At 39.4% G+C, this 23,340-nt stretch carries 25 protein-coding genes; 14 read left to right on the forward strand and 11 right to left on the reverse strand.

Features of this window, described 5'->3' with window-relative positions; all coding sequences use genetic code 11:
- Positions 1–61 precede the first annotated feature (61 nt).
- Entirely contained in the window at positions 62–1,267 is a 1,206-nt protein-coding gene (locus LVD15_RS24025) for an IS4 family transposase (RefSeq protein ID WP_233776251.1), read from the reverse strand.
- Positions 1,268–1,425: 158 nt separating this feature from the next.
- Between LVD15_RS24025 and LVD15_RS24030 the strand changes: the two genes are divergently transcribed.
- Together LVD15_RS24030 and LVD15_RS24035 are read left to right on the forward strand one after the other, a co-directional pair.
- On the forward strand, positions 1,426–2,355 hold the full coding sequence (locus tag LVD15_RS24030; RefSeq protein ID WP_233777720.1) for a hypothetical protein: 930 nt from the start codon (positions 1,426–1,428) through the stop codon (positions 2,353–2,355).
- 149 nt (positions 2,356–2,504) lie between these two features.
- Complete coding sequence (locus LVD15_RS24035; RefSeq protein WP_233777721.1) at positions 2,505–3,401, forward strand: oxidoreductase; 897 nt, start codon at positions 2,505–2,507, stop codon at positions 3,399–3,401.
- A 138-nt stretch (positions 3,402–3,539) separates the two neighbouring features.
- Here the strand turns inward: LVD15_RS24035 and LVD15_RS24040 are convergent, their stop codons facing one another.
- Positions 3,540–4,796 carry a PQQ-dependent sugar dehydrogenase gene (locus tag LVD15_RS24040; protein ID WP_233777722.1) on the reverse strand — a complete coding sequence of 419 codons (1,257 nt, stop codon included), beginning with the start codon at positions 4,794–4,796 and terminating at the stop codon, positions 3,540–3,542.
- Between the two features lie 259 nt (positions 4,797–5,055).
- On the opposite strand from LVD15_RS24040, the gene LVD15_RS24045 reads away from it, so the two are divergent.
- Positions 5,056–5,364, forward strand: a complete 309-nt coding sequence (locus LVD15_RS24045) for a winged helix-turn-helix transcriptional regulator (RefSeq protein ID WP_233777723.1) — start codon at positions 5,056–5,058, stop codon at positions 5,362–5,364.
- A gap of 99 nt (positions 5,365–5,463) precedes the next feature.
- On the opposite strand, the gene LVD15_RS24050 is transcribed toward LVD15_RS24045, so the two are convergent.
- The 5 genes from LVD15_RS24050 to LVD15_RS24070 form a co-directional block, all read right to left on the reverse strand.
- The gene (locus tag LVD15_RS24050) at positions 5,464–5,826 is read right to left on the reverse strand and encodes a cyclophilin-like fold protein (protein ID WP_233777724.1); all 363 of its coding nucleotides are present in this window, start codon (positions 5,824–5,826) and stop codon (positions 5,464–5,466) included.
- A 176-nt stretch (positions 5,827–6,002) separates the two neighbouring features.
- Positions 6,003–7,100 carry an alpha/beta hydrolase gene (locus LVD15_RS24055; protein WP_233777725.1) on the reverse strand — a complete coding sequence of 366 codons (1,098 nt, stop codon included), beginning with the start codon at positions 7,098–7,100 and terminating at the stop codon, positions 6,003–6,005.
- Positions 7,101–7,429: 329 nt separating this feature from the next.
- Positions 7,430–8,629 carry a multidrug effflux MFS transporter gene (locus LVD15_RS24060; protein WP_233777726.1) on the reverse strand — a complete coding sequence of 400 codons (1,200 nt, stop codon included), beginning with the start codon at positions 8,627–8,629 and terminating at the stop codon, positions 7,430–7,432.
- Between the two features lie 267 nt (positions 8,630–8,896).
- The gene (locus LVD15_RS24065) at positions 8,897–11,089 is read right to left on the reverse strand and encodes a xanthine dehydrogenase family protein molybdopterin-binding subunit (protein ID WP_233777727.1); all 2,193 of its coding nucleotides are present in this window, start codon (positions 11,087–11,089) and stop codon (positions 8,897–8,899) included.
- A gap of 3 nt (positions 11,090–11,092) precedes the next feature.
- Positions 11,093–11,557 carry a (2Fe-2S)-binding protein gene (locus LVD15_RS24070; protein ID WP_233777728.1) on the reverse strand — a complete coding sequence of 155 codons (465 nt, stop codon included), beginning with the start codon at positions 11,555–11,557 and terminating at the stop codon, positions 11,093–11,095.
- A gap of 384 nt (positions 11,558–11,941) precedes the next feature.
- Here LVD15_RS24070 and LVD15_RS24075 point away from each other — a divergent pair, with 384 nt between their 5' ends.
- The 11 genes from LVD15_RS24075 (at position 11,942) to LVD15_RS24125 (ending at position 20,433) form a co-directional block, all read left to right on the forward strand.
- A complete protein-coding gene (locus tag LVD15_RS24075; RefSeq protein ID WP_233777729.1) occupies positions 11,942–12,277 on the forward strand; it encodes a winged helix-turn-helix domain-containing protein in 336 nt (111 codons plus the stop codon).
- A gap of 135 nt (positions 12,278–12,412) precedes the next feature.
- On the forward strand, positions 12,413–12,907 hold the full coding sequence (locus LVD15_RS24080; RefSeq protein ID WP_233777730.1) for a molybdopterin-dependent oxidoreductase: 495 nt from the start codon (positions 12,413–12,415) through the stop codon (positions 12,905–12,907).
- A gap of 78 nt (positions 12,908–12,985) precedes the next feature.
- Entirely contained in the window at positions 12,986–14,140 is a 1,155-nt protein-coding gene (locus LVD15_RS24085) for an XdhC family protein (protein WP_233777731.1), read from the forward strand.
- Positions 14,137–14,382 carry a MoaD/ThiS family protein gene (locus LVD15_RS24090; protein WP_233777732.1) on the forward strand — a complete coding sequence of 82 codons (246 nt, stop codon included), beginning with the start codon at positions 14,137–14,139 and terminating at the stop codon, positions 14,380–14,382. Before LVD15_RS24085 ends, LVD15_RS24090 begins: the two co-directional genes overlap by 4 nt.
- 3 nt (positions 14,383–14,385) lie before the next feature.
- Positions 14,386–15,408 carry a HesA/MoeB/ThiF family protein gene (gene moeB / locus LVD15_RS24095; protein ID WP_233777733.1) on the forward strand — a complete coding sequence of 341 codons (1,023 nt, stop codon included), beginning with the start codon at positions 14,386–14,388 and terminating at the stop codon, positions 15,406–15,408.
- The gene (locus LVD15_RS24100; protein ID WP_233777735.1) at positions 15,405–15,848 is read left to right on the forward strand and encodes a molybdenum cofactor biosynthesis protein MoaE; all 444 of its coding nucleotides are present in this window, start codon (positions 15,405–15,407) and stop codon (positions 15,846–15,848) included. Before moeB ends, LVD15_RS24100 begins: the two co-directional genes overlap by 4 nt.
- A gap of 42 nt (positions 15,849–15,890) precedes the next feature.
- Positions 15,891–16,787, forward strand: coding sequence for a bifunctional molybdenum cofactor biosynthesis protein MoaC/MoaB (gene moaCB / locus LVD15_RS24105; RefSeq protein WP_233777736.1), 897 nt, complete (start codon positions 15,891–15,893; stop codon positions 16,785–16,787).
- A gap of 1 nt (position 16,788) precedes the next feature.
- Positions 16,789–17,772 carry a GTP 3',8-cyclase MoaA gene (gene moaA / locus LVD15_RS24110; protein ID WP_233777737.1) on the forward strand — a complete coding sequence of 328 codons (984 nt, stop codon included), beginning with the start codon at positions 16,789–16,791 and terminating at the stop codon, positions 17,770–17,772.
- Positions 17,772–18,956, forward strand: coding sequence for a molybdopterin molybdotransferase MoeA (locus LVD15_RS24115; RefSeq protein WP_233777738.1), 1,185 nt, complete (start codon positions 17,772–17,774; stop codon positions 18,954–18,956). The genes moaA and LVD15_RS24115 overlap by 1 nt, the downstream gene beginning before the upstream one ends.
- 16 nt (positions 18,957–18,972) lie before the next feature.
- On the forward strand, positions 18,973–19,728 hold the full coding sequence (locus LVD15_RS24120; protein WP_233777739.1) for a sulfite exporter TauE/SafE family protein: 756 nt from the start codon (positions 18,973–18,975) through the stop codon (positions 19,726–19,728).
- 84 nt (positions 19,729–19,812) lie between these two features.
- Positions 19,813–20,433, forward strand: coding sequence for a YdeI/OmpD-associated family protein (locus LVD15_RS24125; protein WP_233777740.1), 621 nt, complete (start codon positions 19,813–19,815; stop codon positions 20,431–20,433).
- 19 nt (positions 20,434–20,452) lie between these two features.
- On the opposite strand, the gene LVD15_RS24130 is transcribed toward LVD15_RS24125, so the two are convergent.
- The 4 genes from LVD15_RS24130 to LVD15_RS24145 all read right to left on the reverse strand — a co-directional run bounded on the left by LVD15_RS24130 (position 20,453) and on the right by LVD15_RS24145 (position 23,232).
- The gene (locus LVD15_RS24130; protein ID WP_233777741.1) at positions 20,453–20,704 is read right to left on the reverse strand and encodes a hypothetical protein; all 252 of its coding nucleotides are present in this window, start codon (positions 20,702–20,704) and stop codon (positions 20,453–20,455) included.
- A 165-nt stretch (positions 20,705–20,869) separates the two neighbouring features.
- A complete protein-coding gene (locus tag LVD15_RS24135; protein ID WP_233777742.1) occupies positions 20,870–21,268 on the reverse strand; it encodes a (R)-mandelonitrile lyase in 399 nt (132 codons plus the stop codon).
- 87 nt (positions 21,269–21,355) lie between these two features.
- Entirely contained in the window at positions 21,356–22,558 is a 1,203-nt protein-coding gene (locus LVD15_RS24140; protein ID WP_233777743.1) for an NAD(P)-dependent alcohol dehydrogenase, read from the reverse strand.
- 89 nt (positions 22,559–22,647) lie between these two features.
- Entirely contained in the window at positions 22,648–23,232 is a 585-nt protein-coding gene (locus LVD15_RS24145; RefSeq protein ID WP_233777744.1) for a sugar O-acetyltransferase, read from the reverse strand.
- Between the last annotated feature and the right edge of the window lie 108 nt (positions 23,233–23,340).

Below are 23,340 nucleotides of genomic sequence, written 5' to 3' on the forward strand. Positions count from 1 at the left end.
AATTTTAGCGATTCTAAGCAAAAATAAAGTGGTTTTCTTCTAATCTGGAAAAGTGAGCCCTCTATGGACTAAATAAAGGGTATTGATTGGTTTTATATATTGTTTTTTGAAGTTCTAGGTCTGGATTGTTTAGAAAGCGGGTAAGGTGAACATAGGCCATCAAGTGAAACCTTACCAATGAGACCATATTAGAGAAGGCCCATCTTTTTTTGATCTGTTTTCGGACTACTTCCATCAATAATAGACAGATCAGGGCACTCCAAATTTGGATCTCAATAGCATTTTGGTTGTCCCCCAGAAAATATTTGAGAGGAAAGTTCTGCTTCAGCTTTTTAAATAAAAGCTCTATCTGCCATCGGTATTTATAAATGGCCGCTATTGTGGCTGCTTCCAACTCCATATTATTGGTCATAAACACTAATAATTTATTATTGAGGTCATCATAATAGGCTATTCTTCTATTTTGAAGCTCTTGCACTTGTCCATCAGTCTTGAAACTGATAACAACTTTTTCATCCTTAAGTACACAAAAGTCTTTATCTTCAGGCAGTTCTAGCTCATCTATTGATTGATATCTGGCATTTTCCTTCATTCTAGTAATGTAAAATATCCCTTGATGACTCCATTGTGCGTATTGTCTATAATCGATATACCCTTTATCCATCACCACATAGGATCCTTCTGGGAGTTGTAATTGCTTTAAAAATGTATGATCATGCTGACTTCCCTTGGTCAACCGTACTAAACATGGCATTAATTCTGCCGCATGAATCATTACATGAGCTTTAATGCCTCCCTTGCTTTTGCCATCTTTTCTAGGGCGTCCTGCTACCTTGAGAATATCTTTAAACAGACTAATAATCGTTGAATCAACAATATAAAGTTTATTGAGAACTTCCATTCTCAAGCGGCTGTCCGGCAAAAGGTGCCGATACTTTTTAAACAATTTCATGTAAATGTCTGCAAAGACTATACTACTGCGTTTTTTGTTGCTATCTGATAAAGTGGAACGTCTGGGTATAAATTGAATACCTAAATGGATCAGCTTGTTTTGGCAGGCCAAAAGCCCCGTAGTAAGCTCTCTGAGAGCACTTGCCCCACTGAAACAGCAGTATAACATGCTTACTAGGTGATGCCAAGTATTCAATTTCTTGTAATATCTGTCAGATTGGTATTTTGATATTATTTGATTTAACACCGATTTATCTATCAGCGATAATAGTTGAGAAAAGATTGGCTGTCCGTAGAAATATGTATTTTTACTCATGTGTGATTTTTTGTTGTGGTAAACCGAAAATACACATTATGGGGCACTCTTGAAATTATTCAGAGGCCCCTATCTTTTTCTCGGACACTAGTGATTTAAAATTAATATTCATTCCCATAGCAGCTTCAGACGCGCAAGTTCAAAATGAGATAAACAGTTTGCAATTACTTGAAAAGGCTACCTTTGAAAATTTTGCTGAAGATCAATTCAGAAAAAACAGCAATGTAAGCATGAATATCTGCAAATCTTTAGATCAGCTAAAAGAACATATAGCTTGGAAAAAACTACCTGAGCAATTATTCCCAGAAGACCTATACCTCCCCTGGCTAAACCAAGTGCTTAACTGGGAAATTAAATCAATTACAAAGATAGAAGCACATGAAAACGCTCATTATTTACACAATGAGGGCGTTCGCTTGGAGCGAATAGATCTACTGGAAAAGGCAGAAGAAATTTATCAAAGGCTAATTGATGCCACAGAATCTCCCGCCTTTGAAATTTATTATCTGGCTTCTAATACAGAGGCCATTTCTGATATTTATTTGAAACAAGGAGAATTAGAAAAGGCTTACTTATTTAGAAACAAAACCACTGAAATCTATCAGTCTAATCTCGATTCGATAATAAATAACTACTCTACTCACTCCCATTATACTGAATACCTATTTAGAAATTATTTCTTTGATGGTCCTATTATTAAATCCAGTGCAAATGATTTAGAAAAGCATGCTACTATGTGTGAAGACGAAGGCAAAGGACATTACAGCAAGCCTACCATGCTAAGAATAACTTTAGCCTTACATGAAAACAAAGAAGATAAAGCTATATTTCTAATGGCTCGGCTACTTATTTTACTGGAACAGTTATTTGATGAAACTCAAAATTGCCTTAACCACACTGATGAGTCTCTTTTCCCAAAATTCCACAGTTTTTTAAGAGAAACGTTAGCCTTTTTTAAGGAAACCGAAAACGGCTACTATTACGATCCAAAATTAAGATGGGACGATGTGAAGGACCTGTCACCAAAAACTATCATTGACACCTGGGAAGAACGAAAGGCTGAATTGAGAGAAAAATTCAAATCATAATCCATTGAAACCTGCTCCTAACCTATTGATTTCCTGAACAAAAGACACTTCTATTGAGAACAGATCAGTTTTTATAGTGTTTATTATTCATAGTTAACATTGTAAAACATTGACCTCACTAAAGGTGAGGAAATAATTTATATAGGATAATGAGTAAAAAATGGACACATGCCGATATTCCTGATCAAACAGGAAAGGTGATAATAATTACAGGAGCTACCAGCGGATTAGGTAAGGAGGCCAGCAAAGTATTGGCAGAAAAAGGTGCTACCGTAATTATGGCTGTAAGAAATACGGAAAAAGGAGAAAAAGTAATACAAGAGATCACAAAAGAACACCCAAAAGCTAAGCTAGAAGTTAAAAAGCTCGATTTAGGCAGCTTAAAATCCATTGAAAGCTTTGCTAAAGAATTTCTACAGCAATATGATCAATTAAATATATTGATCAATAATGCAGGAGTTATGATGTGCCCTTACGCAAAAACGGAAGATGGATTTGAAATTCAAATGGGCACTAATCACTTAGGACACTTTGCTCTTACCCGCAAATTGATGGCTGCGTTAATACAAACCAAAGATTCAAGGGTGGTGGCCACCTCTAGCATTGGGCACCGCATGGGAGATATTGATTTTGATGACATCAATTGGGAAAAAAGGAAATATGACACCAACAAAGCGTATGGTGACAGCAAATTAGCCAACTTATACTTTACCTATGAAGGCGCCAGGAAATTTAGCAGCAACCCTAATGCTCCTAAAATGGTAGCCGCTCACCCAGGAGTAACCGCCACTGACCTAGACAGACATAGCAAGCTTTTACAGTTTTTCAACAAGTTTATGGCACAAGGTGTAGAAAAGGGAACTTTACCCACTCTCAGGGCAGCTACTGACCCTACGGCAAAATCTGGCGACTACTTCGGCCCTGGCGGGTTGTTTGAAGCCAGAGGATATCCAAAAAAAGTGGACTCTAATGCGCTTTCTAAAGATATAGAAAAAGCACAAAAGCTATGGAAAGTATCAGAGCAAATGACTGGAGTGAGTTTTTAAACTCAACTCCTTTCATAAATAATGAGGCCGCGTAAATTACTTTACACGACCTCATTACTAATAAATCAATTACTAATTCTTCGCAATCTTACTTCTAATCATTTGGAATTAGCGATAAATGAATATTGGGATCAATATTTATAGGCCTATTCTATAAAGAGTAGCATTTTCCTCATCAGTTACAGCGTATAGCGCTCCATCTACCCCTTCAAGCACATCTCTAAATCGATGTCCTTCATCTTCCAGCAAGCGCTCCTCACCTACCACAGCATTATCTTCTATCACAAGCCTAACCACATGCTGACCACTAAGGCCTGCCAAAAACAGGTTATTAGTCCATTCTGATATTAAACTTCCGGTATAGAAAGTAACGCCACTGGGAGATACCACAGGATCCCAATAATACTCTGGCTGCTCCATTCCTTCTTGCTGTGTTATACCTTCACCGATAGGGCCACCAGAATACTCTATACCATATGAAATGGTAGGCCAGCCATAATCGTCACCTGCACTGATCAGGTTCACCTCATCACCCCCTCTTGGGCCCATTTCAACCTCCCACAAATCACCAGTTGTAGGGTGAATAGCCAGACCTTGTGGATTTCTATGACCGTAAGAATAAATCTCTGGCAGTATTCCTTGCTGCCCCACAAAAGGGTTATCAGCTACAGGATCTCCATCAGTTGTGATGCGAAGTACTTTACCTAAAGCAGCATCCAGCTCCTGAGCCTCTGGTCTGGAAGCCAAATCAGAACGCTCACCTGTACTTACAAATAAATTTCCATCACCATCCCACGCTAAGCGACCTCCATAGTGCAAAGTACTATTGAAGAACGGAATAGCCGTATAAATGACCTCAGCATTCTCAATGGTCTCTTCATCATCTGCAAGTCTTCCTTTACCCACTGCGGTGGCGGTTCCTCCTTGCCCATTTAGCGAAAAGGTCCAATACACCAGACGGTTGGTTGTAAAATCAGGATCTATAGCTACATCTAGCAAACCACCCTGACCTGAACTGTTAACAGATGGCAACCCTGTAATAGCATTACTCACCTGGCCTGAAGTAGAAATAATACGCATGGTACCTCCTTTTTCAGTTAACAGAATTCTACCATCAGGTAAATTGGTCATCCCCCAAGGGTTCGAAAGACCGGTAGCAAATTCTGTCACCTGATACTCGGTTTCTGTAGCCACACCATTAATTCTGGTTTGCCCCTCAAAAGCCGGTTCATAATCGGTATTAGGTGGCAATGTCTCTACTGGAGCTAGCAAACTATCTGTAGGAGTACCGGGATTTTCTGTTGGCGGGGTAGCCTCATCATCTGAACTACATGCAAAACTGAGACAGCCTAGCATTAACATTCCCACCAATGAAACAATTGATTGATTTTTCATAATTATTAGATTTAGGTTTTAGATTCTAACTATGGTTATTAACAAAAGTTCAAAATATAGCTCATGACTAAACCCTGCACCTACTGCAAAATTTACTCCTACAGACTTGAATGCAACCAGACAACTAAACTTTAATACTATAAATAATATAGTTGCAAACCTAAGTATAGTATTATAGCTTTGCAATAACGGTCAAATTGTATAGTAAGAGATGTATTGTATAGACAACAAGCAATATCCATGTGGTACCAGTCTGACTATGAAGTACATAGGCGGAAAATGGAAAGCGGTAATTTTGATTCAATTAATTAAAAAAAAGCGATATAGCGAGTTAAGAAAGCTACTCCCCATGGTTACGGAGCGCACTATTAGCCTACAACTAAAAGAATTGGAAGCTGATGGTTTGGTAGAAAGAAAAGTATACACCAACAAACCTCCTCTTAAGGTGGAATATTCATTAACTGATTTTGGAAAAACTCTCATACCATTATTAGAAGGTATGGCCAAATGGGGAATGGAAACCGCTGAAAAAAATGAAAGAGTTACAGTGGTTAAAGATGATAAGTAAAATATAAGCCTACCAAAAAGATTATAAAAGCAAAAGGCTACTTCACTCCACCTTTTGCTTTTTCTATATTAAAGGAGTAGAAGACTCACACTTCCAGGTTTATTGAGCCACATCCACTGTTAATTCTATTTCATCAGACAAAGCTTTTACTTTATTTAAATCATCAGTAACCTTGCCTATTCTAATAAGACCAGTATGTGAAGCCGACTGCTCCTCGCCTGAATATAATATAGTAAAATAAGCTCCCGCCAAGCAGATATCTCCATTTACCCATCCATTATGTTTATCACTCTCGTCATAAGCTAATGGCTCCTGAATCACTCCGCAGTAATCAAATTCATAACGATGTAAGGTTACGGTATATGGCAATTTATTAAGAAGATCTTTTGCAGTAGTAGAATCATTAAATACTGCATTAATTTTAGTATCTCCCACTTTTAATATGATTGATGTTTCTGACATATTATTTTAAAATGTATTTGTAAAATATAAACAACTGAATTCCCCTTTTGACGACAGCAACTTTAGGCTCTCAGTCAATGAGGCAAAAATCAAAAAAGGGCGCGAGCGCCCTTCTTTGTTCTTCATACACGCTAAACAGGTATGATTGATATAATCTTCATCTTCAGAAAAATCTCTTATTTAAGATTTTCAGTGAAGAACGTTTCTAATTTATCAAAAGGAATATAATCTTTATCTCCGCCATCATATAAGTCAGTATGAACAGCTCCAGGGATAATCATCAGCTCCTTTGGCTCTTCCGCTGCTTTGTAAGCATCTTCACTGAAGTAACGAGAGTGAGCCTCTGAACCAGCTATGATCAACATGGGTCTGGGAGAGATTTCTTTAATGTAAGTCAAAATAGGCATGTTCATTAAAGAAATAGGAGTTGTCACTGTCCAAGAACCGTTAGAGTTAATAGAACGCGGGTGAAAACCTCTGTCTGTTTTATAATAATCGAAGTACCCTTGAACGAATTCAGGCTCATTTCCTTCAATTTTATCAGGCAGACCATTAGGAGCTAAAGCTGGTGTTCCATTTTCAGCATCTTTCCAACGTTGCTCACTTAATTGCTCTAATATTTGTGTACGTTGCTCAGGAGTAGTTGCATCAAAATATCCTTTTGCATTTACCCGTGACATATCATACATACTAGTGGTAGCTACTGCTTTCACTCTTTTATCTACAGCCACAGCATTTAAAGCAAATCCACCGAAACCACATATACCAATGATTCCGATTTTCTCTCTATCTACATTATCTTGTATTCCAAGAAAATCAACTGCTGCACTAAAATCTTCTGTATTAATATCAGGAGAAGCTACAAAACGAGGCTCACCCCCACTTTCACCTGTATAAGAAGGATCAAAAGCTAATACAGCAAATCCGCGCTCAGCCATAGTATTAGCATAAAAACCAGAAGCCTGCTCTTTTACCGCTCCGAAAGGTCCACTGATAGCCAAAGCTGCCAGCTTACCAGCTTCCTCATTTTTAGGTAAATAGAAATCTCCTGTTAGCGTAATGCCATAACGATTTTTAAAAGTTACTTTTTTGCGAGTAACCTTGTCACTCAATTCAAAGGTGTATTGTTCTTTTTCACTCATCTTTTCCTTATTTTCACTTGTTTCTGTCTTTTCCTTGCTTTCAGATACACTACTGTTATCTTCTTGCTTTTGCGTGCAGGCCTGTCCTAAAAACAATAGAACAGATGCTGCTAAAATGGTTACTTTTTTCATTGTTGTTGTTTTCCACTAAGCGGCATTGCTCTTTTCCTTTTGCCATTCTCATCATGAGCAATTACCACTGTCAGCAGATATGTTTTAATTAAATCTTAATGCAAAAGTACCATCAAACCTTAGAAGCAGGCTAAAGATTATCATACCAAAAAGTATATTATTCAAACCTAAACACACCCCATCGTATTCAATCAATAAGGCAATGATTTAACCATTATATACCAATCAACATCTATAAATAAACAGAAAAGACGATAGAAACATCAATTTCAACCAGATTGGAAAGTATATTTATTGAAACTGATTATTATAAATATGAAAAGCCTTTGCTAATGAGCTTCTCTCTTTCTTAAATACATGGTAAACGCGGCGGCCGTAGCAAACAGGCCTATTATCCAACACATAGTCCAGGGCTCCCCTTCACCATCACTAAAAACTGCCAGCAGCACAGTAGATAAAATGCCACTTCCGTATTGTAATGAACCTAAGAGCGCAGAAGCCGCGCCAGCTATCTCAGGCACTTTATCTAAAGCTGCAGCTGTACAACAAGCCGCCACTACCCCATTCATAGAAAAGAAGAAAAACACAGGCACCATCACCCCATAAATACCTCCAATGTCAAGCTTCACTAATGTGGCCAGAGTAATCCCGGCGACCATAGCTATAGTGGTTGACTCCTTTAGAAGGCTATCCAGACTGTACCTTCTCACCAAAAGCCTGTTAATAAAACTCAAGGTAGCTATGCCCACCACATTCACAGCGAATAGCCATCCATAATTTTCAGGGTCTACATTAAAATGCTTGATGTAGACCAAAGGAGAACCAGCCACAAAAGCATAAACACCCACATAAAAGAAGGTAACACAAAGCGTATAGGTCATAAACCGCCTGTTGCGGATAAGGAAATTATATTTTTTAAAAGCGTCCCAAAGAGATGCATTCTCCCTCCTCTCTTCAGGCAGTGTTTCTGGCAGCTTAAACAAAGAAAAAAGCATGATCACCCCTATTACTGCCAATAACCAAAATATGCTATGCCAGGTACTGAACTTAAGAATTTGACCTCCTAACAATGGCCCTATTATAGGCGCCAAAGCCATGAGAATCATCAAGGTAGATAACATTTCTGCCGCTTTAGAGCGCTCCAAGGTATCCCTCACCATTGCTCGTGATAGCATAGGCCCAACACAAGCTCCAAAGGCCTGAAATACACGAAAGACCACTATTTGAACGATAGTTTCTGAAAAAGCACAGCCAATAGAACCCAAAATAAAAATGACCAGCCCTATGGTTAAAGGCAGCTTTCTTCCATAACGATCGCTAATAGGTCCCCAGATAATTTGAGCGATTGCAAAACCAATAAGAAAGCCGGTAACAGTAAGCTCTACATCTCCCTGCAAGTCTTCCTGCATTACAGGCATAGCTGGCAAATATATATCGGTAGATAAAGAGGTAAAAGCCATCAGTGCGGCCAAAATACTCCACACTAGATTACCCAGATTGGCATTATTTTCTTTATTGATTACTGTCATACACACTGAAATATTAACCTAAATATTGTTACCTAGAGCCTCAACAACTCCACTTTAGCAAAGTTCTACCAATTAATAGACTACAAATAATGAGATACAAACGAAAAACTAAGAAAAACAAACATCGCTTCTTTTAAAAGCAATGAATACATCTAATTATTCACCCTTTCATAAAAAGGTCACCTTATCTTGAAGAAATTTGTTTGAGCAGTAAAAAAAATAGCGACCCGAAGGCCGCTATCAATTCTTTCTTATTTCCAGCTTCCTTTAACCAAGCTGAAAGGACTTAGCCAAGAAAGGCTGACTGTAGGTGCGCTTGCCATTCGCTTTATATAAAGCATTAGCCAAAGCACCAATTACCGGAGGGAATGGTGGTTCTCCCAACCCGGTAGGATCAATATCGCTCTTCACAAAATGTACTTCAACATCTTTTGGTGCTTCAGAGTGACGAATAAGACGGTAAGTATCAAAGTTTTTCTGATCAGGTTTACCATCTTTAAAAGTCATGGCACTATACATAGCATGACCAATACCATCTATTGTACCCCCTTCTACCAGGTTAGTAGCTGCTATAGGGTTCACTACAATACCGCAGTCTACCGCACAATACACCTTCTTAATCACAGGCTCATTATTCTTCATCTCCAGGTCTACCACGTTAGCCACATAACTGTTATGACAGAAATAAGCAGATACTCCTCTGTGAACTCCTTTCTCTTCTGTTCCCCACTTAGACTTTTCGCGCACTAAGCGAAGCACTCCGGCATAGCGCTCGGCATCATAATCATTATCTTTACCTACAGGACTATTCTTAGCCTTCTCCATAAGCTCTAATCGGAAATCGATAGGATCTTTTCCTGCTGCTTCGGCCACCTCATCAATAAAGGCTTGCTCTACACCAGCAATGAAATTAGAACGAGGCGCCCTAAATGCTCCTACTGATATGTTAGATTCCAGCACCCAGGATTCTGCCAAATAATTATCTACTGCTCCGGCAGGAAAACGATTAGCAAACAAAGGACTCTCTGGTATACCTCCGGCTTTCACATGGAAGGCTATCAGGTTATTGTTTTCATCTAATGCCGCTTTATAATCCGCTCTATAGGCAGGACGATAAGTACCAAAAGTCATATCGTCTTCACGAGTATATACCAGCTTCACCGGTGCATTCATTTTCTGCGAAATTACTCCAGCTTCTATCAAAAAGTGACCGTATAATCTGCGACCAAAACCACCTCCCATACGAGTCATTTGAATATCAATTTTCTCTAAAGGCAATCCTAAACGCGCAGAAGCACTTTTCTCCATAAATTCAGGTGTCTGGATAGGCCCTATAAACTCAGCCTTATCAGCAGTAACATGGGCGAAGAAGTTCATAGGCTCCATGGTATTGTGAGATAAGAAAGGCGCCGTATAGGTTCTTTCTATCACTTTAGCGGCATTTTTAAATACCTTTTCAGGGTCACCGTCTTTACGAGCAACATTTACTACACTGTCAGGTATGTTGTCTAACTTGGCCAGGTGATCGGCAGTGCTTTCTGCTTCACTCTCTTTTTCCCACTCTACTTTTAGCTTCTTCTTAGCGCTCAGCACTTCCCAGGTAGAATTACCTACCACCACTACAAACTCAGAAAATGCTGACACATCAGACCACTGCCGCTGATAGTCATCCTGATATGATTTTATTGAAAACACATCTTTAATACCAGGCATAGCTTTAGCCTCAGTAGCATCAAAAGACTTGAGTTTCATTCCAAAGGCTGGCGGGTGCTCCATCATAGCATAGAGCATTCCTTCTTTCTGAATATCTATTCCATACAAAGGCTTACCTGTTACTATCTTCTTGCCGTCTACATTTCCTTTAGGCGTACCTACAATCGTAAAATCTCCGAGATTTTTAAGTTCTACCTCTTCCGGCACCGTCATAGAAGCAGCTTCAGCAGCCACTTCTCCGTAGCCCAGCTTCTTACCTTTATGTTCCAGCACACTTTTACTGGTTGTGACTTCCTCTTTAGGAACATTCCACTTTTTAGCAGCGGCCTGTCTTAATACATCTCTGGCTGTAGCTCCTGCCATGCGCAAGCTGTTCCATCCCTGGCGGATAGACTGACTACCTCCGGCTAATTGCCTGGTGAAAAGATCAGTATTTAAAGGAGCTTGCTCCACTATTACCGTTTCCCAGTCTACATCAAGCTCCTCAGCCACGATCATAGGCATAGAAGTCTTCACATTCTGACCTATCTCCGGATTGGGCGACATGATAGTAACCACTCCATTATTACCTATTTTCAAATATCCGTTAAGCTCAAACCACTCATCAGGCATCTCTAATACTTTTTTCTCATCCTTTCCTGACTTACATGAGGCCAACCAGCTAAAGCTGATCATCAAACCGCCACCTGCAAGCGCAGAAGTCTTTAAAAAGGATCTTCTTCCTACTTTTGTCTTTAAAATGGCCATAAATTAAGCGTTTTGGTTTTGTGAAGCTGATTTGATTGCTCTTTTAATACGAGTATAGGTACCGCATCGGCATATATTACCACTCATAGCAGTCTCTATTTCTTCATCTGTAGGATTAGGATTCTGCTTCAGTAGTGCAGTGGCAGACATAATTTGCCCTGCCTGACAGTAGCCGCACTGTGGCACATCCTGCTCAAGCCATGCTTTCTGTACAGGATGATCTCCTTCTTCACTAAGACCTTCAATAGTAGTCACTTCTCCTTCACCAATTAATTGTACCGGCATCTGACATGAGCGTACGGCATTACCATCTACATGAACTGTACACGCTCCACACTGAGCTATACCGCAACCAAATTTGGTTCCTACAAGCCCCAGATGATCACGAAGCACCCAAAGTAATGGGGTAAAAGGATCGACATCCACCTCGCGGCTTTTGCCATTGATTTTTAATTTAAATACTGCCATGATTCTTTTTTAGTCTAGTCTCTCATTGTTTCTCAAAATCAATTTCGATGTGTGCACACCGAAACACAACCAGCAGGACATAATGCAATTAACACACCTTTGCCAATGTTGCAACACTGGTTAAAGCGCGATAAAGATGATACTATGAACCTACTGCAATGAAATATTGAAATTTCATCTATTTACTCTAGTTACAAGAATATAAAAAAAATTGCCAAATTACTTACAGATATCAAACAATCAATTAATAAAATCAAACCAAAAAGCACGTCATGTATTAATTCTAATATCATATGGTGCTTTTTCGTGAAAACCAGTTACGCAAATCAAAACTTGATTACAATTCTCTATTTCCTCAACTTAGCAGCCTATCAATATTATAATATGAAAGAAATTCGATTTCGTTGCTGGATCAATATTGACGAAGAAAAGTATTTTGGTCCCGGACCATTAAAGCTTCTACAACTCATAGATGAATTAGGTTCCCTTTCTAAAGCCGCCAAAACTATGGGCATGTCCTATAAAAAGGCCTGGGACATCATAAACACGCTAAACAGTAAATCCAGTGAGCCCATAGTAGTATTACAAAAAGGAGGAGCCAAAGGTGGCGGTGCCGAGATCACTGAAAAAGGTAAAAAAATAATGAAAAGCTATACTGAGCTTAATAATAAAATAGAAGAACTTATCTCTCATGAAAATCAAATACTGGATCTTCTATAAACAGTAAATAAACATTTCTTCGCGCCAAGCGTTATATATTCAAAAATATATCGTATTCTTGTAACGTGATTCTTTAAGATTGAATTTCATCTATTTACTCTCTACTCTAAATAATTCAATATTAAAGACACTCATATGAAAGCAGCCTGGCTATGTATTATTATAGCAGCATTTAGTTATTCGTGCCAATCACAACCCTCACCCACTTTCACCCTTACCAATGGAGATAATACCATAGAAGTAAGTCTGGAAGATTTAGAATCACTTCCGCAAGTAGATAAGCAACTTACCGGGCACGACAAAAAAGCACACGCATACCACGGCGTTCTTCTTAAAGATGTTTTAGAGCTAATAGATGTAAATTTTGAAAAGAGTAACATCAAAGGAAACCTCACTAAATACATACTGGTAGATGCCCTTGATGGCTACAAAGTGATTTATAGCGTTACCGAGGTAGATCCTCAATTTAAAGACGAAGCCGTTTTTATAGCCTATCAGGCAGATAACAAAAGCCTTCCTGAGCATGTTGGTCCATTTCAAATGATAGTACCCGGTGAAAAAAAACATGCCCGTTGGATAAGAGAGATTAAATCTATCAATGTAAAAGATATTCCTTTAGCGAATAACTAATGACTTGTTAACAGGACAATTTATATGAAAAGGCCGCTGTACATGATAAAGACATTAATAAAATCAAACTGAAGTATAATGAGAGAACTTGAATCTATCATATCAGCTTTTGAAAAAGCACAGGCCAACGACCTTCAGTGTACGCTGGCTACGGTGGTCCATGTGGAAGGTTCATCTTACCGCAAAGCAGGGGCTCGCATGTTGGTAGACGAGAATGGACTCATGACCGGAGCTATTAGTGGCGGCTGCCTGGAAGGTGACGCTCTCAAAAAAGCACTACATGCGCTTCACCAAAACAAAAACAAGTTAATCTCTTATGACACCAGCGATGAAGATGATGCTGTTATAGGCGCTCAGCTCGGCTGTAATGGCATTATTCAAGTACTCTTCGAGCCTATTAACCCAGAAGAAGAAAATAACCCAATATCTCTTTTAAAAGAAGTGATAAGCTCTAAAGAGCAAAAAGTAATTGTAAGCCTTTTTAACCTAAACAAACATAAAGAACAAAAAGGCACTCAACTGGTATTTGATTCACAACTAAACACATCAACTACACTTAATGACTCCACGCTTTTTGAACAAATAAAAAGTGATGCAGCGAAAGTATTAGAGCATGAATTTCCTCATTTTGGAGAATACCATAAAGATGATGAAGTTCAGCATGCATTTTTAGAACATTACACCTCTCCTCCTACTCTGGTGCTAGTTGGAGCAGGTAATGACGCACAAGTGCTTTCAAATATGGCTGACATATTGGGCTGGGATATAGTAGTAACCGACGGGCGCCCCACTCATGCTAATCCTGAACGCTTTATTAGTTCCTGTCAGGTAATAGTGACTAAACCAGAGCAGTTTCTCGATAGCATAACCATAGATAACCGCACCGCCTTTGTTTTGATTAGCCATAATTATAATTATGATTTAGCAGTACTCAAACTACTCCTAAACTACCCTGAAATACCCTACATAGGTATTTTAGGACCTAAAAAGAAGTTTAATCGCATGTTAGATGATCTACAGCTATTAGGAATAGAGCTTACTGAGGAACAAGTGGAAAAAATATATGCACCTATAGGCCTACATCTGGGCGCTGAAACACCAGCCGAAATAGCCCTATCTGTGCTCTCAGAAATTCAGGCAGTGATAACCCACAGCAATGGGCAGCCGTTGAGAGAAAAACAAGGAACTATTCATGATAAGAAACACCATCAGTTTAAAGTAACAAACCTATGAGCCATAGCGTTACCATCAAATATTTTGGAGCCATAGCCGAGCAAACCGGAGTAGGCAATGAAACCCTGGAACTCACGGATGATTTGAAAAATGCCAGCCAGATTAAGGCTTACTGCATAAATAAATACAATCTCAATGATGAAGATAGCATTCAAGTGGCCATTAATCAGCAATTGAATGACCAAGGCGATGTTAAAGAAGGCGATGAAATAGCATTACTACCTCCTTTTGCCGGAGGATAAACTATGAATGAAACCGCATCACGATATAGCCGACAGATCAAGCTGCCAGAAATAGGACAGTTAGGACAGCAAAAGCTTAATAATGCCAAAGTACTGATAGTAGGCATGGGTGGCTTGGGTTGCCCGGCAGCACAATACCTTACTGCTGCAGGAGTAGGCACATTAGGCTTATTAGATCATGATAAAGTGGATATCACCAATCTTCACCGTCAAATTTTATACACTGAAGATAACATAGGTCAGCCCAAAGCTGAAGCGGCACAGCAGTACCTTGAAAAATTAAATTCAGACACCTGCTTTCACACTTACATAGAAAATCTGAATACTGAAAATGCCATAAGTATCATTGAAAAATATGATATCATTATTGATGGCACTGATAATTTTCAGACCAAATATTTAATTAATGATGCTTGCCTACTAACCAAAAAACCATGGATTTATGCCTCCATTTATAAGTACGAAGGTCAGCTATCCGTGTTTAATTATAAAAATGGCCCTACCTACCGCTGCTTGTTTCCAAAAGCCCCTAAAAGCGATGTGAGTTGTGAAGAAACAGGCGTAATAGGAGTACTTCCTGGCATTTTAGGCACTTATCAGGCTACTGAAGCCATAAAGCTAATTCTAGAATTGGGCGATCCTTTGAGCGGTAAGCTTAAGATTATTCATACGCTAACCATGCAAGAGCAGGTCATTAGCTTTCAAAGAAACGAAGCATCGGTCAAAAATATAATCAATAAGCCACTTACCCTGGAAGCCGTTCAGTGCCAGGTAAATGACAATGAAAAAATGTATCTGGATGTGAGGGAGCCCCATGAGCAACCTCAGCCAGAGAATAAAAATATTATAAAGATTCCGCTCAGCCAGCTTGGCGACAGACACCGAGAAATCCCTAATCAAAAGCCTGTTTATGTATACTGCCAATCAGGCATCAGAAGCAAAAAAGCCATTGAATTCTTAAATGAAACTTTTGACTTCACCAACCTGATTAATGTAGAAGGAGGCATTCAAAAAATATTAAAATGAGTAATAAGAAACCAAAAAAGGTCTTTGTAGATGGGCCTATCAGTCCAGATAAAATAGCTACCTCTATAGCTAACCACCAGAGCAAAACTAATATTGGCGCTCACAGTATTTTCCTGGGCCAAGTTAGAGCCGATGAAATAGAAGGAAAAACGGTAACAGCCATAGAGTATTCGGCATATGAAGAAATGGCCGAAAAAGCCTTTCATGAGATCAGAGAGTCAGCTTTTGAGAAATTTGACCTTACCTGTTCTCATATCTATCATAGTTTAGGCACGGTAAAAGCCGGAGAAATATGCCTTTTTGTTTTCACCTCATCGGCGCACCGAAAAGCAGCTATAGAAGCGTGCAACTATTTGGTAGAAGAAATAAAAGCCAATGTTCCTGTGTTTGGCAAAGAGCTGTTTGAAGACGAAACACACCAGTGGAAGGTGAACCATTAGTAAATAGCCTTCATTCAATATTCATGAACTTTAAATACCAATATGGTAGATATAACACATAAAAATAATACCCTCAGAGTAGCCACGGCACAAGCTATTGTTAAAACCAGTAGCGAGAACACTATTGCTATGATCAAAAACAATGAGATCCCGAAAGGAAATGTTTTTGAGATGGCTAAAGCAGCAGGCTTGCTGGGAGTAAAGAAAACACCTGATCTTTTACCGGACTGCCATCCCCTACCCATAGAATACACAGGAATAGATTATGAAATTGATGGATTAAACATCATCATTTCTATGACTGTAAAAACCATTTACAAAACCGGTGTAGAGGTAGAAGCCATGCATGGCGCCAGCATAGTTGCGCTTACCATGTATGACATGCTCAAGCCTGTAGATAAAGGTGTAGAAATCAGCACCATTAAGCTATTACAGAAAACAGGGGGTAAATCCTCTTTTAAAGCACCAAAAGAGACCCTTTCAGCAAAAGTAGTAGTTTGCTCTGACACTATTTCTAAAGGAGAGAAAGAAGACAAGGCAGGAAAAATCATCATTTCTAAGCTGGAAGCCCTGGGTTTAAGCACTGATTATGTGATCATTCCTGATGAAGCAAAAGATATTGCCGAGTTGGTGAATACTCAAACGGCCGATCTGCTGATTTTTACAGGCGGCACCGGAGCTGGCCCAAGAGACGTAACTCCGGATACCATCAGACCATTGCTTGATACCACTTTACAAGGCGTAGAAGAGCAAATAAGAAGCTACGGACAGCAGCGCACACCCTTTGCTATGCTTTCAAGATCAGTAGCAGGTATTAAAAATGGCAAAGTGATTCTGGCATTTCCAGGATCATCTAACGCAGCCAAAGAATGTATGGATGCTGTTTTTCCCCATTTACTACATGTATTTGAAGTATTAAAAGGATCTAGACACGACTAATATGAGCTCACAGATAGTAGACCGATTCGGAAGACCACACTCCTACCTGCGCATATCGCTGACTGACCGATGCAACCTGCGTTGCTTCTACTGCATGCCAGAAGATGGCATTCAGCTGATGGACAAGCCCAGCATTATGACTTTGGAGGAAATCATCAGCATATCCTCTACTTTCAGAGAACTAGGCGTAGACACCATTCGCCTGACCGGAGGTGAGCCACTGATACGCAAAAACTTTGACTTTTTAGTGAGAGAGCTGGCCAAGCTGGGTGTTACCTTAAAAATCACCACCAATGGCATTTTGCTCGACCGTTATTATGACCTTTTTCAGGAAGTGGGTCTGAAAAAAATCAACTTCAGCCTGGATACGCTAGACAAAGCCAAGTCAGTTTTCATTACCAAGCGCGATTACTATGAGCGCATTATGAATAACCTGAAAACCGGTCTGGAAAAAGGTTTTGAAATAAAGCTCAATGTAGTATTAATTAAGGATGTCAATGATCATGAAATCAATGATTTTATTGAATTGACCAAACACCAAAATCTGGCTATCAAATTCATTGAGTTTATGCCCTTTAAAGGCAATAAATGGGATTGGAGCAAGGGAGTAAGTAAGGAAACCATCTTAAAAACCATTAGCAATAAATTTGGTGAAGTAGAAGCACTCGACAACCCAAAACACAGTACTTCTGTAAATTATAAGGTAAAAGGCCATGCAGGATCTTTCGGTATTGTAAGCACTATAACACATCCTTTTTGCTCTGAATGCAACCGCATTAGACTCACTGCTGATGGTAAAATGAAAAACTGCCTTTTTGCCACATCAGAAACAGATCTACTCACCCCTTTCAGAAATGGTGATGAGCTCACACCTCTCATCTTAAACAGCATACAAGAAAAGAAATTCTCTAGAGACGGCATGGATGTAAAAATGGACTCAGAGCATTATGAAAAAAATCGATCAATGATCTCAATAGGCGGATAATGATATCAATAGAAGAAGCACTACAGCACGTACAATCACAGAAAATAAACACCACATCAGAAGAAAAGGACCTTTCCTCAGCTCTGGGCTATCACCTGGCAGAAACCATTACCGCTCCTTTTGACATGCCTGACTTTGATAATTCATCAATGGATGGCTACGCGGTATGTGGTATATATGAAAGCTATACTATAATAGGAGAAGTAGCCGCTGGCAACACTGCCACCAATAAGCTAGAAGACGGCAAAGCCATGCGTATTTTTACCGGAGGCAAAGTTCCTGATAACACTACAGCAGTGGTAATGCAAGAAAAGACCTCAGTAGAAAAGAAGACCTCAGTAGAAAAGGATGTACTAACGATCAACGGAGAAATAACGGCTGGCCAGAACATACGAGCCAAAGGTGGAGAACTTCATCTAGGGCAGGAAGTATTCACCACAGGACACTACATCAACGCTGCCTCTTTAGGTATGCTGGCTTCTTTAGGCAAAACATCAATAAAAGTATTCAAAAAGCCTATTGTAAGACTAATCACTACTGGCAACGAGCTCATTACACCCGGCATGGAACGTAAAACAGGGCAGATTTTTGAATCTAACAGCCATGCCATCAGCGGTGCTTTGCTACAACAAGGATATAAATGCACTGAAAAACAACAAATTGAAGATGATTTTGAGCTGATAAAATCAGGAATAGCCAGCTATCTAAAACAAACCGATGTACTTTTACTTTCGGGCGGCATCTCAGTAGGTGATTATGATTATGTAAAAGCTGCTTTGGAGGAAAATGGCGTTGAAGAGATCTATTACAAAGTCTTTCAAAAACCAGGAAAGCCGCTCTATTTCGGAAGGAAAGACGATACGTTTGTGTTCGCACTCCCCGGAAACCCAGCCTCTTCCCTCTCCTGCTTTTACATCCATGTATTACCCCTGCTGCAGCGCCTGAGCGGAGGCAAACGCAACGGATTACCCCAGGTAAACCTACCATTAGCACATGACTACGAACTCAAAGGAGACAGACCGGCCTTCCTCAAAGCACATGTTTACAATAACGAAGTCACCATTCTGGATGGTCAAATGTCATCCATGATTCGTTCTATGGCCGTCGGCAACGCACTGGCCTTCATTCCTAAACCTCAAAAACTTGATAGTGGAGACACAGTACAATGTCTGCTAATCTCCTGACATTAACATTTTTTCAATGACTATAGACTATTTGCCTTTCATTTTCTTTTTTATTGCTCTTTTTTATAGCTCCGTAGGCTTCGGTGGCGGATCTAGCTATTTAGCCATTTTAAGTTTATTTCTTACTGAGTTTTATGAGATACGATCTACCGCCTTACTGCTCAATATCTGCGTAGTTTCTATCGGCACTTTTCTGTTTATCAAAAACAAAGTATTCAATATAAAGCTCTTCTGGCCCTTTTTGGTAGCCAGCATACCCTTGGCCTATTTCGGCGCTCAGGTAAGACTATCCCAATCTACCTTCTTCCTTATACTGGGAGCCTCACTTATCCTTTCAGGATTATTCTTAATACTGAGGTTCATTCAGGCCAAGATAGAATCTAAAGAATTCGGAATAGCTAAAAAACTAGGCCTGGGAGGCGCCATAGGACTATTATCTGGCGTTTCAGGTATTGGAGGCGGCATATTTCTATCTCCAGTTCTTAACCTACTCAACTGGGCAAACCCCCGCACAGTGGCTGCATTAGCCTCATTATTCATCTTTGTCAATTCGGTGGCGGGTCTTATTGGCCTTGGCGTAGCTGGCACTTTTCAACTGCATGAAGGGCTCACACTAAAACTGATCATAGCCGTAGTATTGGGCGGAAGCATAGGCTCATACCTTACCAATAAGAAATTTAATATGCGAATATTAGGTGTGCTCACCGCCATTTTAGTGATCTATGTTGGGTTAAGACTGGTATTACTCAATGGCTTTGGTATAAAAATATAAATCATTACAACTGCCATTTAATTTGTCGGAATTTTATTATTTTCATTAAAAAATGAATCATTAAAGTGATAATTCCGGCGAATTATGAACCCAAAAATTGATAATTACCTTGCTGTAGGCTGCGGCAGATGCGCCATGGTAGGTACTCCTAAATGTAAAGTCCATTCCTGGAAAGATGAATTAGTTGCGCTTAGGACCATAGTGCTGAGCTGCGGACTCAAAGAAGAATTAAAATGGAGTATGCCATGCTACACTCATAATGGTAAGAATGTAGCCATGGTGGCTGCATTTAAAAATCACTGCGTTATAAGCTTTTTCAAAGGAGCTCTTCTTCAGGATACTGCCGGAATCCTTCAAAAAGGCGGAGAAAATTCACAGTCTAACCGCCTGATAAAATTCACAGAATTACAACAGGTTATAGACCTTGAAGAAACCATTAAGTCATACATCTACGCAGCGATAGAGATAGAAAAGAAAGGCCTAAAAATCAGTGATGAGCAAAAAACAGAAACGCCCATACCTGATGAATTTAAGAAGCATCTTAGAGAAAATGCACTTCTTAAAAATGCCTTTGAAGCCCTTACTCCCGGCCGACAAAGAGGCTATTTACTTCACTTCTCTTCCGCCAAGCAATCAAAAACCAGAGATTCCAGAATACAAAAGTGCATTCCAACTATTATGGCTGGTCGTGGACTACATGACTAGTAAATCAATAAAAAAGCGATTAAACAATTCGTGACTCAGAATATAAGTCGTAGGCAGCTATTAAAGATTCTCTATTAGCAGTATTCTGATATTTTTCGTATTTGAAAATCTCCTCACGATCAGCAACGTACACCGCCAGATAGTCGGCTTCAAAATCATCCCAAACTATAAGCAGATAGTTATAACTGATCTTACTGGCTCTCCCCTCTTCCAGCCATTTTGTAAAAAGATCTTCATCCAGTCCTTTAGGATACTCCGAGCTATCAAACATATAATGCGTATAAAATCTTAAATATTATTTAGGCAAAGATAGACTTTTGACTCTACGCAGCATAAACTGACAGCAGTATTTAGAATAAAAATAGATCTTAAAATGCCATAAAAAAATAGAGGTTGCCAAATCTCTCCAGCAACCTCTACTATATCAAGCAAACAATTATTTTGAATACTCTTCGTCTGAAACCTTCTCCATCCAGGTCACCATTTCACCATTCAGTTCTTCCTGAATAGCAATATGGCTCATAGCCTTTTCTGCAGAAGCTCCATGCCAATGTTTTTCTCCGGGAGCAAACCATACCACATCACCAGGACGAATCTCCTCTATTGGTCCTCCTTCTCTCTGTATCCAACCTAAGCCTGACTGCACTATAAGCGTTTGTCCGGCAGGGTGCGTATGCCACGCTGTTCTTGCCCCAGGCTCAAAAGTCACCAGAGCTCCAGCTCCTTTAGTCACCCCTTCTTTAGGCTGATATAAAGGATCGATTCTTACTGTACCGCTAAACCAGTCAGCAGGCCCCTTCATTGAAGGTATGGCTCCATTTGTTGTAATTTCCATAATTCTTAAATTATCTAAACAAAAAGCGGATGCATCAAAAAGCTACCTAAATAGCTACTTTTAATACACCCTCTTTTTCAATTTCAATTAAAATGTAGCTGCATCGATCACGTATCTGTAGCGAGCTTCTTTGTTCACTACTTTTTCCCACGCATCGTTGATTTGCTCAGCTTTGATCACCTCTATTTGAGGACGAACGCCATTATCAGCACAATAATGCACTACCTCTTGAGTCTCAGGAATACCTCCTATTAAAGAAGCATTGAAGTTAACTCTTGCAAAGGCAAGCATTAAGTTATTGATAGTGATTTCTGATCCATTAGGCATACCTACAAAAGTGAAAGTTCCACCCGGTTTAACACAGGCAACATAAGGAGTTACGTTAAACTGGTAAGGAATAGTACAGATCATGTAATCTAAAGTTTTGCTATGCGCTTGCATGCTTTTAAACTCGTCGTCTACCACAATTACCTCTTTCACTCCCCATGATTTTATATCTTCTACTTTATCAGCAGAAGTAGTGAAAGCATATACTTCAGCTCCTTTAGATACAGCTAATTTCACTGCTAAGTGACCTAAACCACCAATACCAGCTACACCTACTTTATCTCCTACTCTAAATTGAGCTTTCATTAAAGGAGAATAAGTAGTGATACCTGCACATAATAAAGGGGCAGCTTCTTCAAAGCTAATGTGCTCAGGAATATGTACTGCAAAATGATCTCTTACTACTATTTTATCAGAATACCCACCTTGAGTAATGCCTGTAGGCTCTGCTTCTGTAGGGTATCCATAAGTAAATACTGTTTTTCCGTTATCACAGAATTGCTCTTCACCATGATTACAGCTCTCACACTCCATACAGCTATCTACCATACAACCCACACCAGCACGATCACCAACTTTAAATTTAGTTACGTTTTTACCTACTGCTGCTACTACACCTACTATCTCATGCCCAGGTACCTGAGGGTAAATTTGTTTTCCCCAGTGTCCTTTTTCCTGGTGAATATCTGAATGACAAATACTTGCAAATTTTACATCTATTAAGATGTCATCATCACCAACCGGTCTACGCTCAAAAGAATAAGGGCTCAACTTTCCTGACTCATCCTTAGCCGCATAGCCCTTTGTTTTTATGTTTTTACTCATATTTATGTTAGAATTAGAATTATTTTCTTTTGAAAAAACTGGCAATGAACTAGCCATTGACAAACCGGCACCTACCACCATAGACTGTTGAATAAAAGTCCTTCTGGAGTTGTTTTCTTGGTTCTTTTCTGATTTCATATGATTTGGTTTAATCGCTTTAATACTACTTTCCTTATAATTACTATATAATAATCACCGGATCACTTCTCTTGAATAAGTAAAATGAATTAGCTCGGATCTATCTCCTTGATCACTTTAGCCGGAACACCTGCCACTACCACATTAGCCGGCACATCTTTAGAAACCACAGCTCCTGCTGCCACCACAGAATTCTCACCTACAGTAACACCAGGCAAAATAGTAACGCCTGCGCCGATCCACACATTTCTTTTAATAACCACACGTGCGGGCATCATCATTTTTCTTTTTGAAAGCTCCACTCCATGATTCTCTGAAGTGAGGTTAACGCGCGGACCTATCATCACATCATCTTCAATAGTGATGCATCCAAGGTCTAAAAAGCTGCATTCATGGTTAATGAATACATTCTTACCCAAACTGATATGTCTGCCGAAATTAGTATGAAATGGAGTGAAGAGTGTAGTGCTTTCATCTACTGGCTGCCCTATAATTTCACTCAGGTATTGGCGAGCTTCGTCTGTATCTTCTGATAAATTGAGCTTATTAGATATTTTAGTGGTTTGGTTGACCACCTCCCTGATTATTGAATATTCAGGATCATCCATAGGTATAGTCTCCCCTGCTAAGAGCCTGTCGAAAATAGTTTTGCCTTCTCCTTTTGTATCTTCCATTATCTTCTTTTTGAAACTCAATACAAATATAAAAGCATTCAAAGCCGCCTAATAAAGATTATCAAATCAAAAAATACAATTTTCAAACCTCTACAGTGCCCTGTAAAC

The sequence above is a fragment of the Fulvivirga maritima genome (assembly GCF_021389955.1).
Taxonomy (GTDB): Bacteria; Bacteroidota; Bacteroidia; order Cytophagales; family Cyclobacteriaceae; genus Fulvivirga; species Fulvivirga maritima.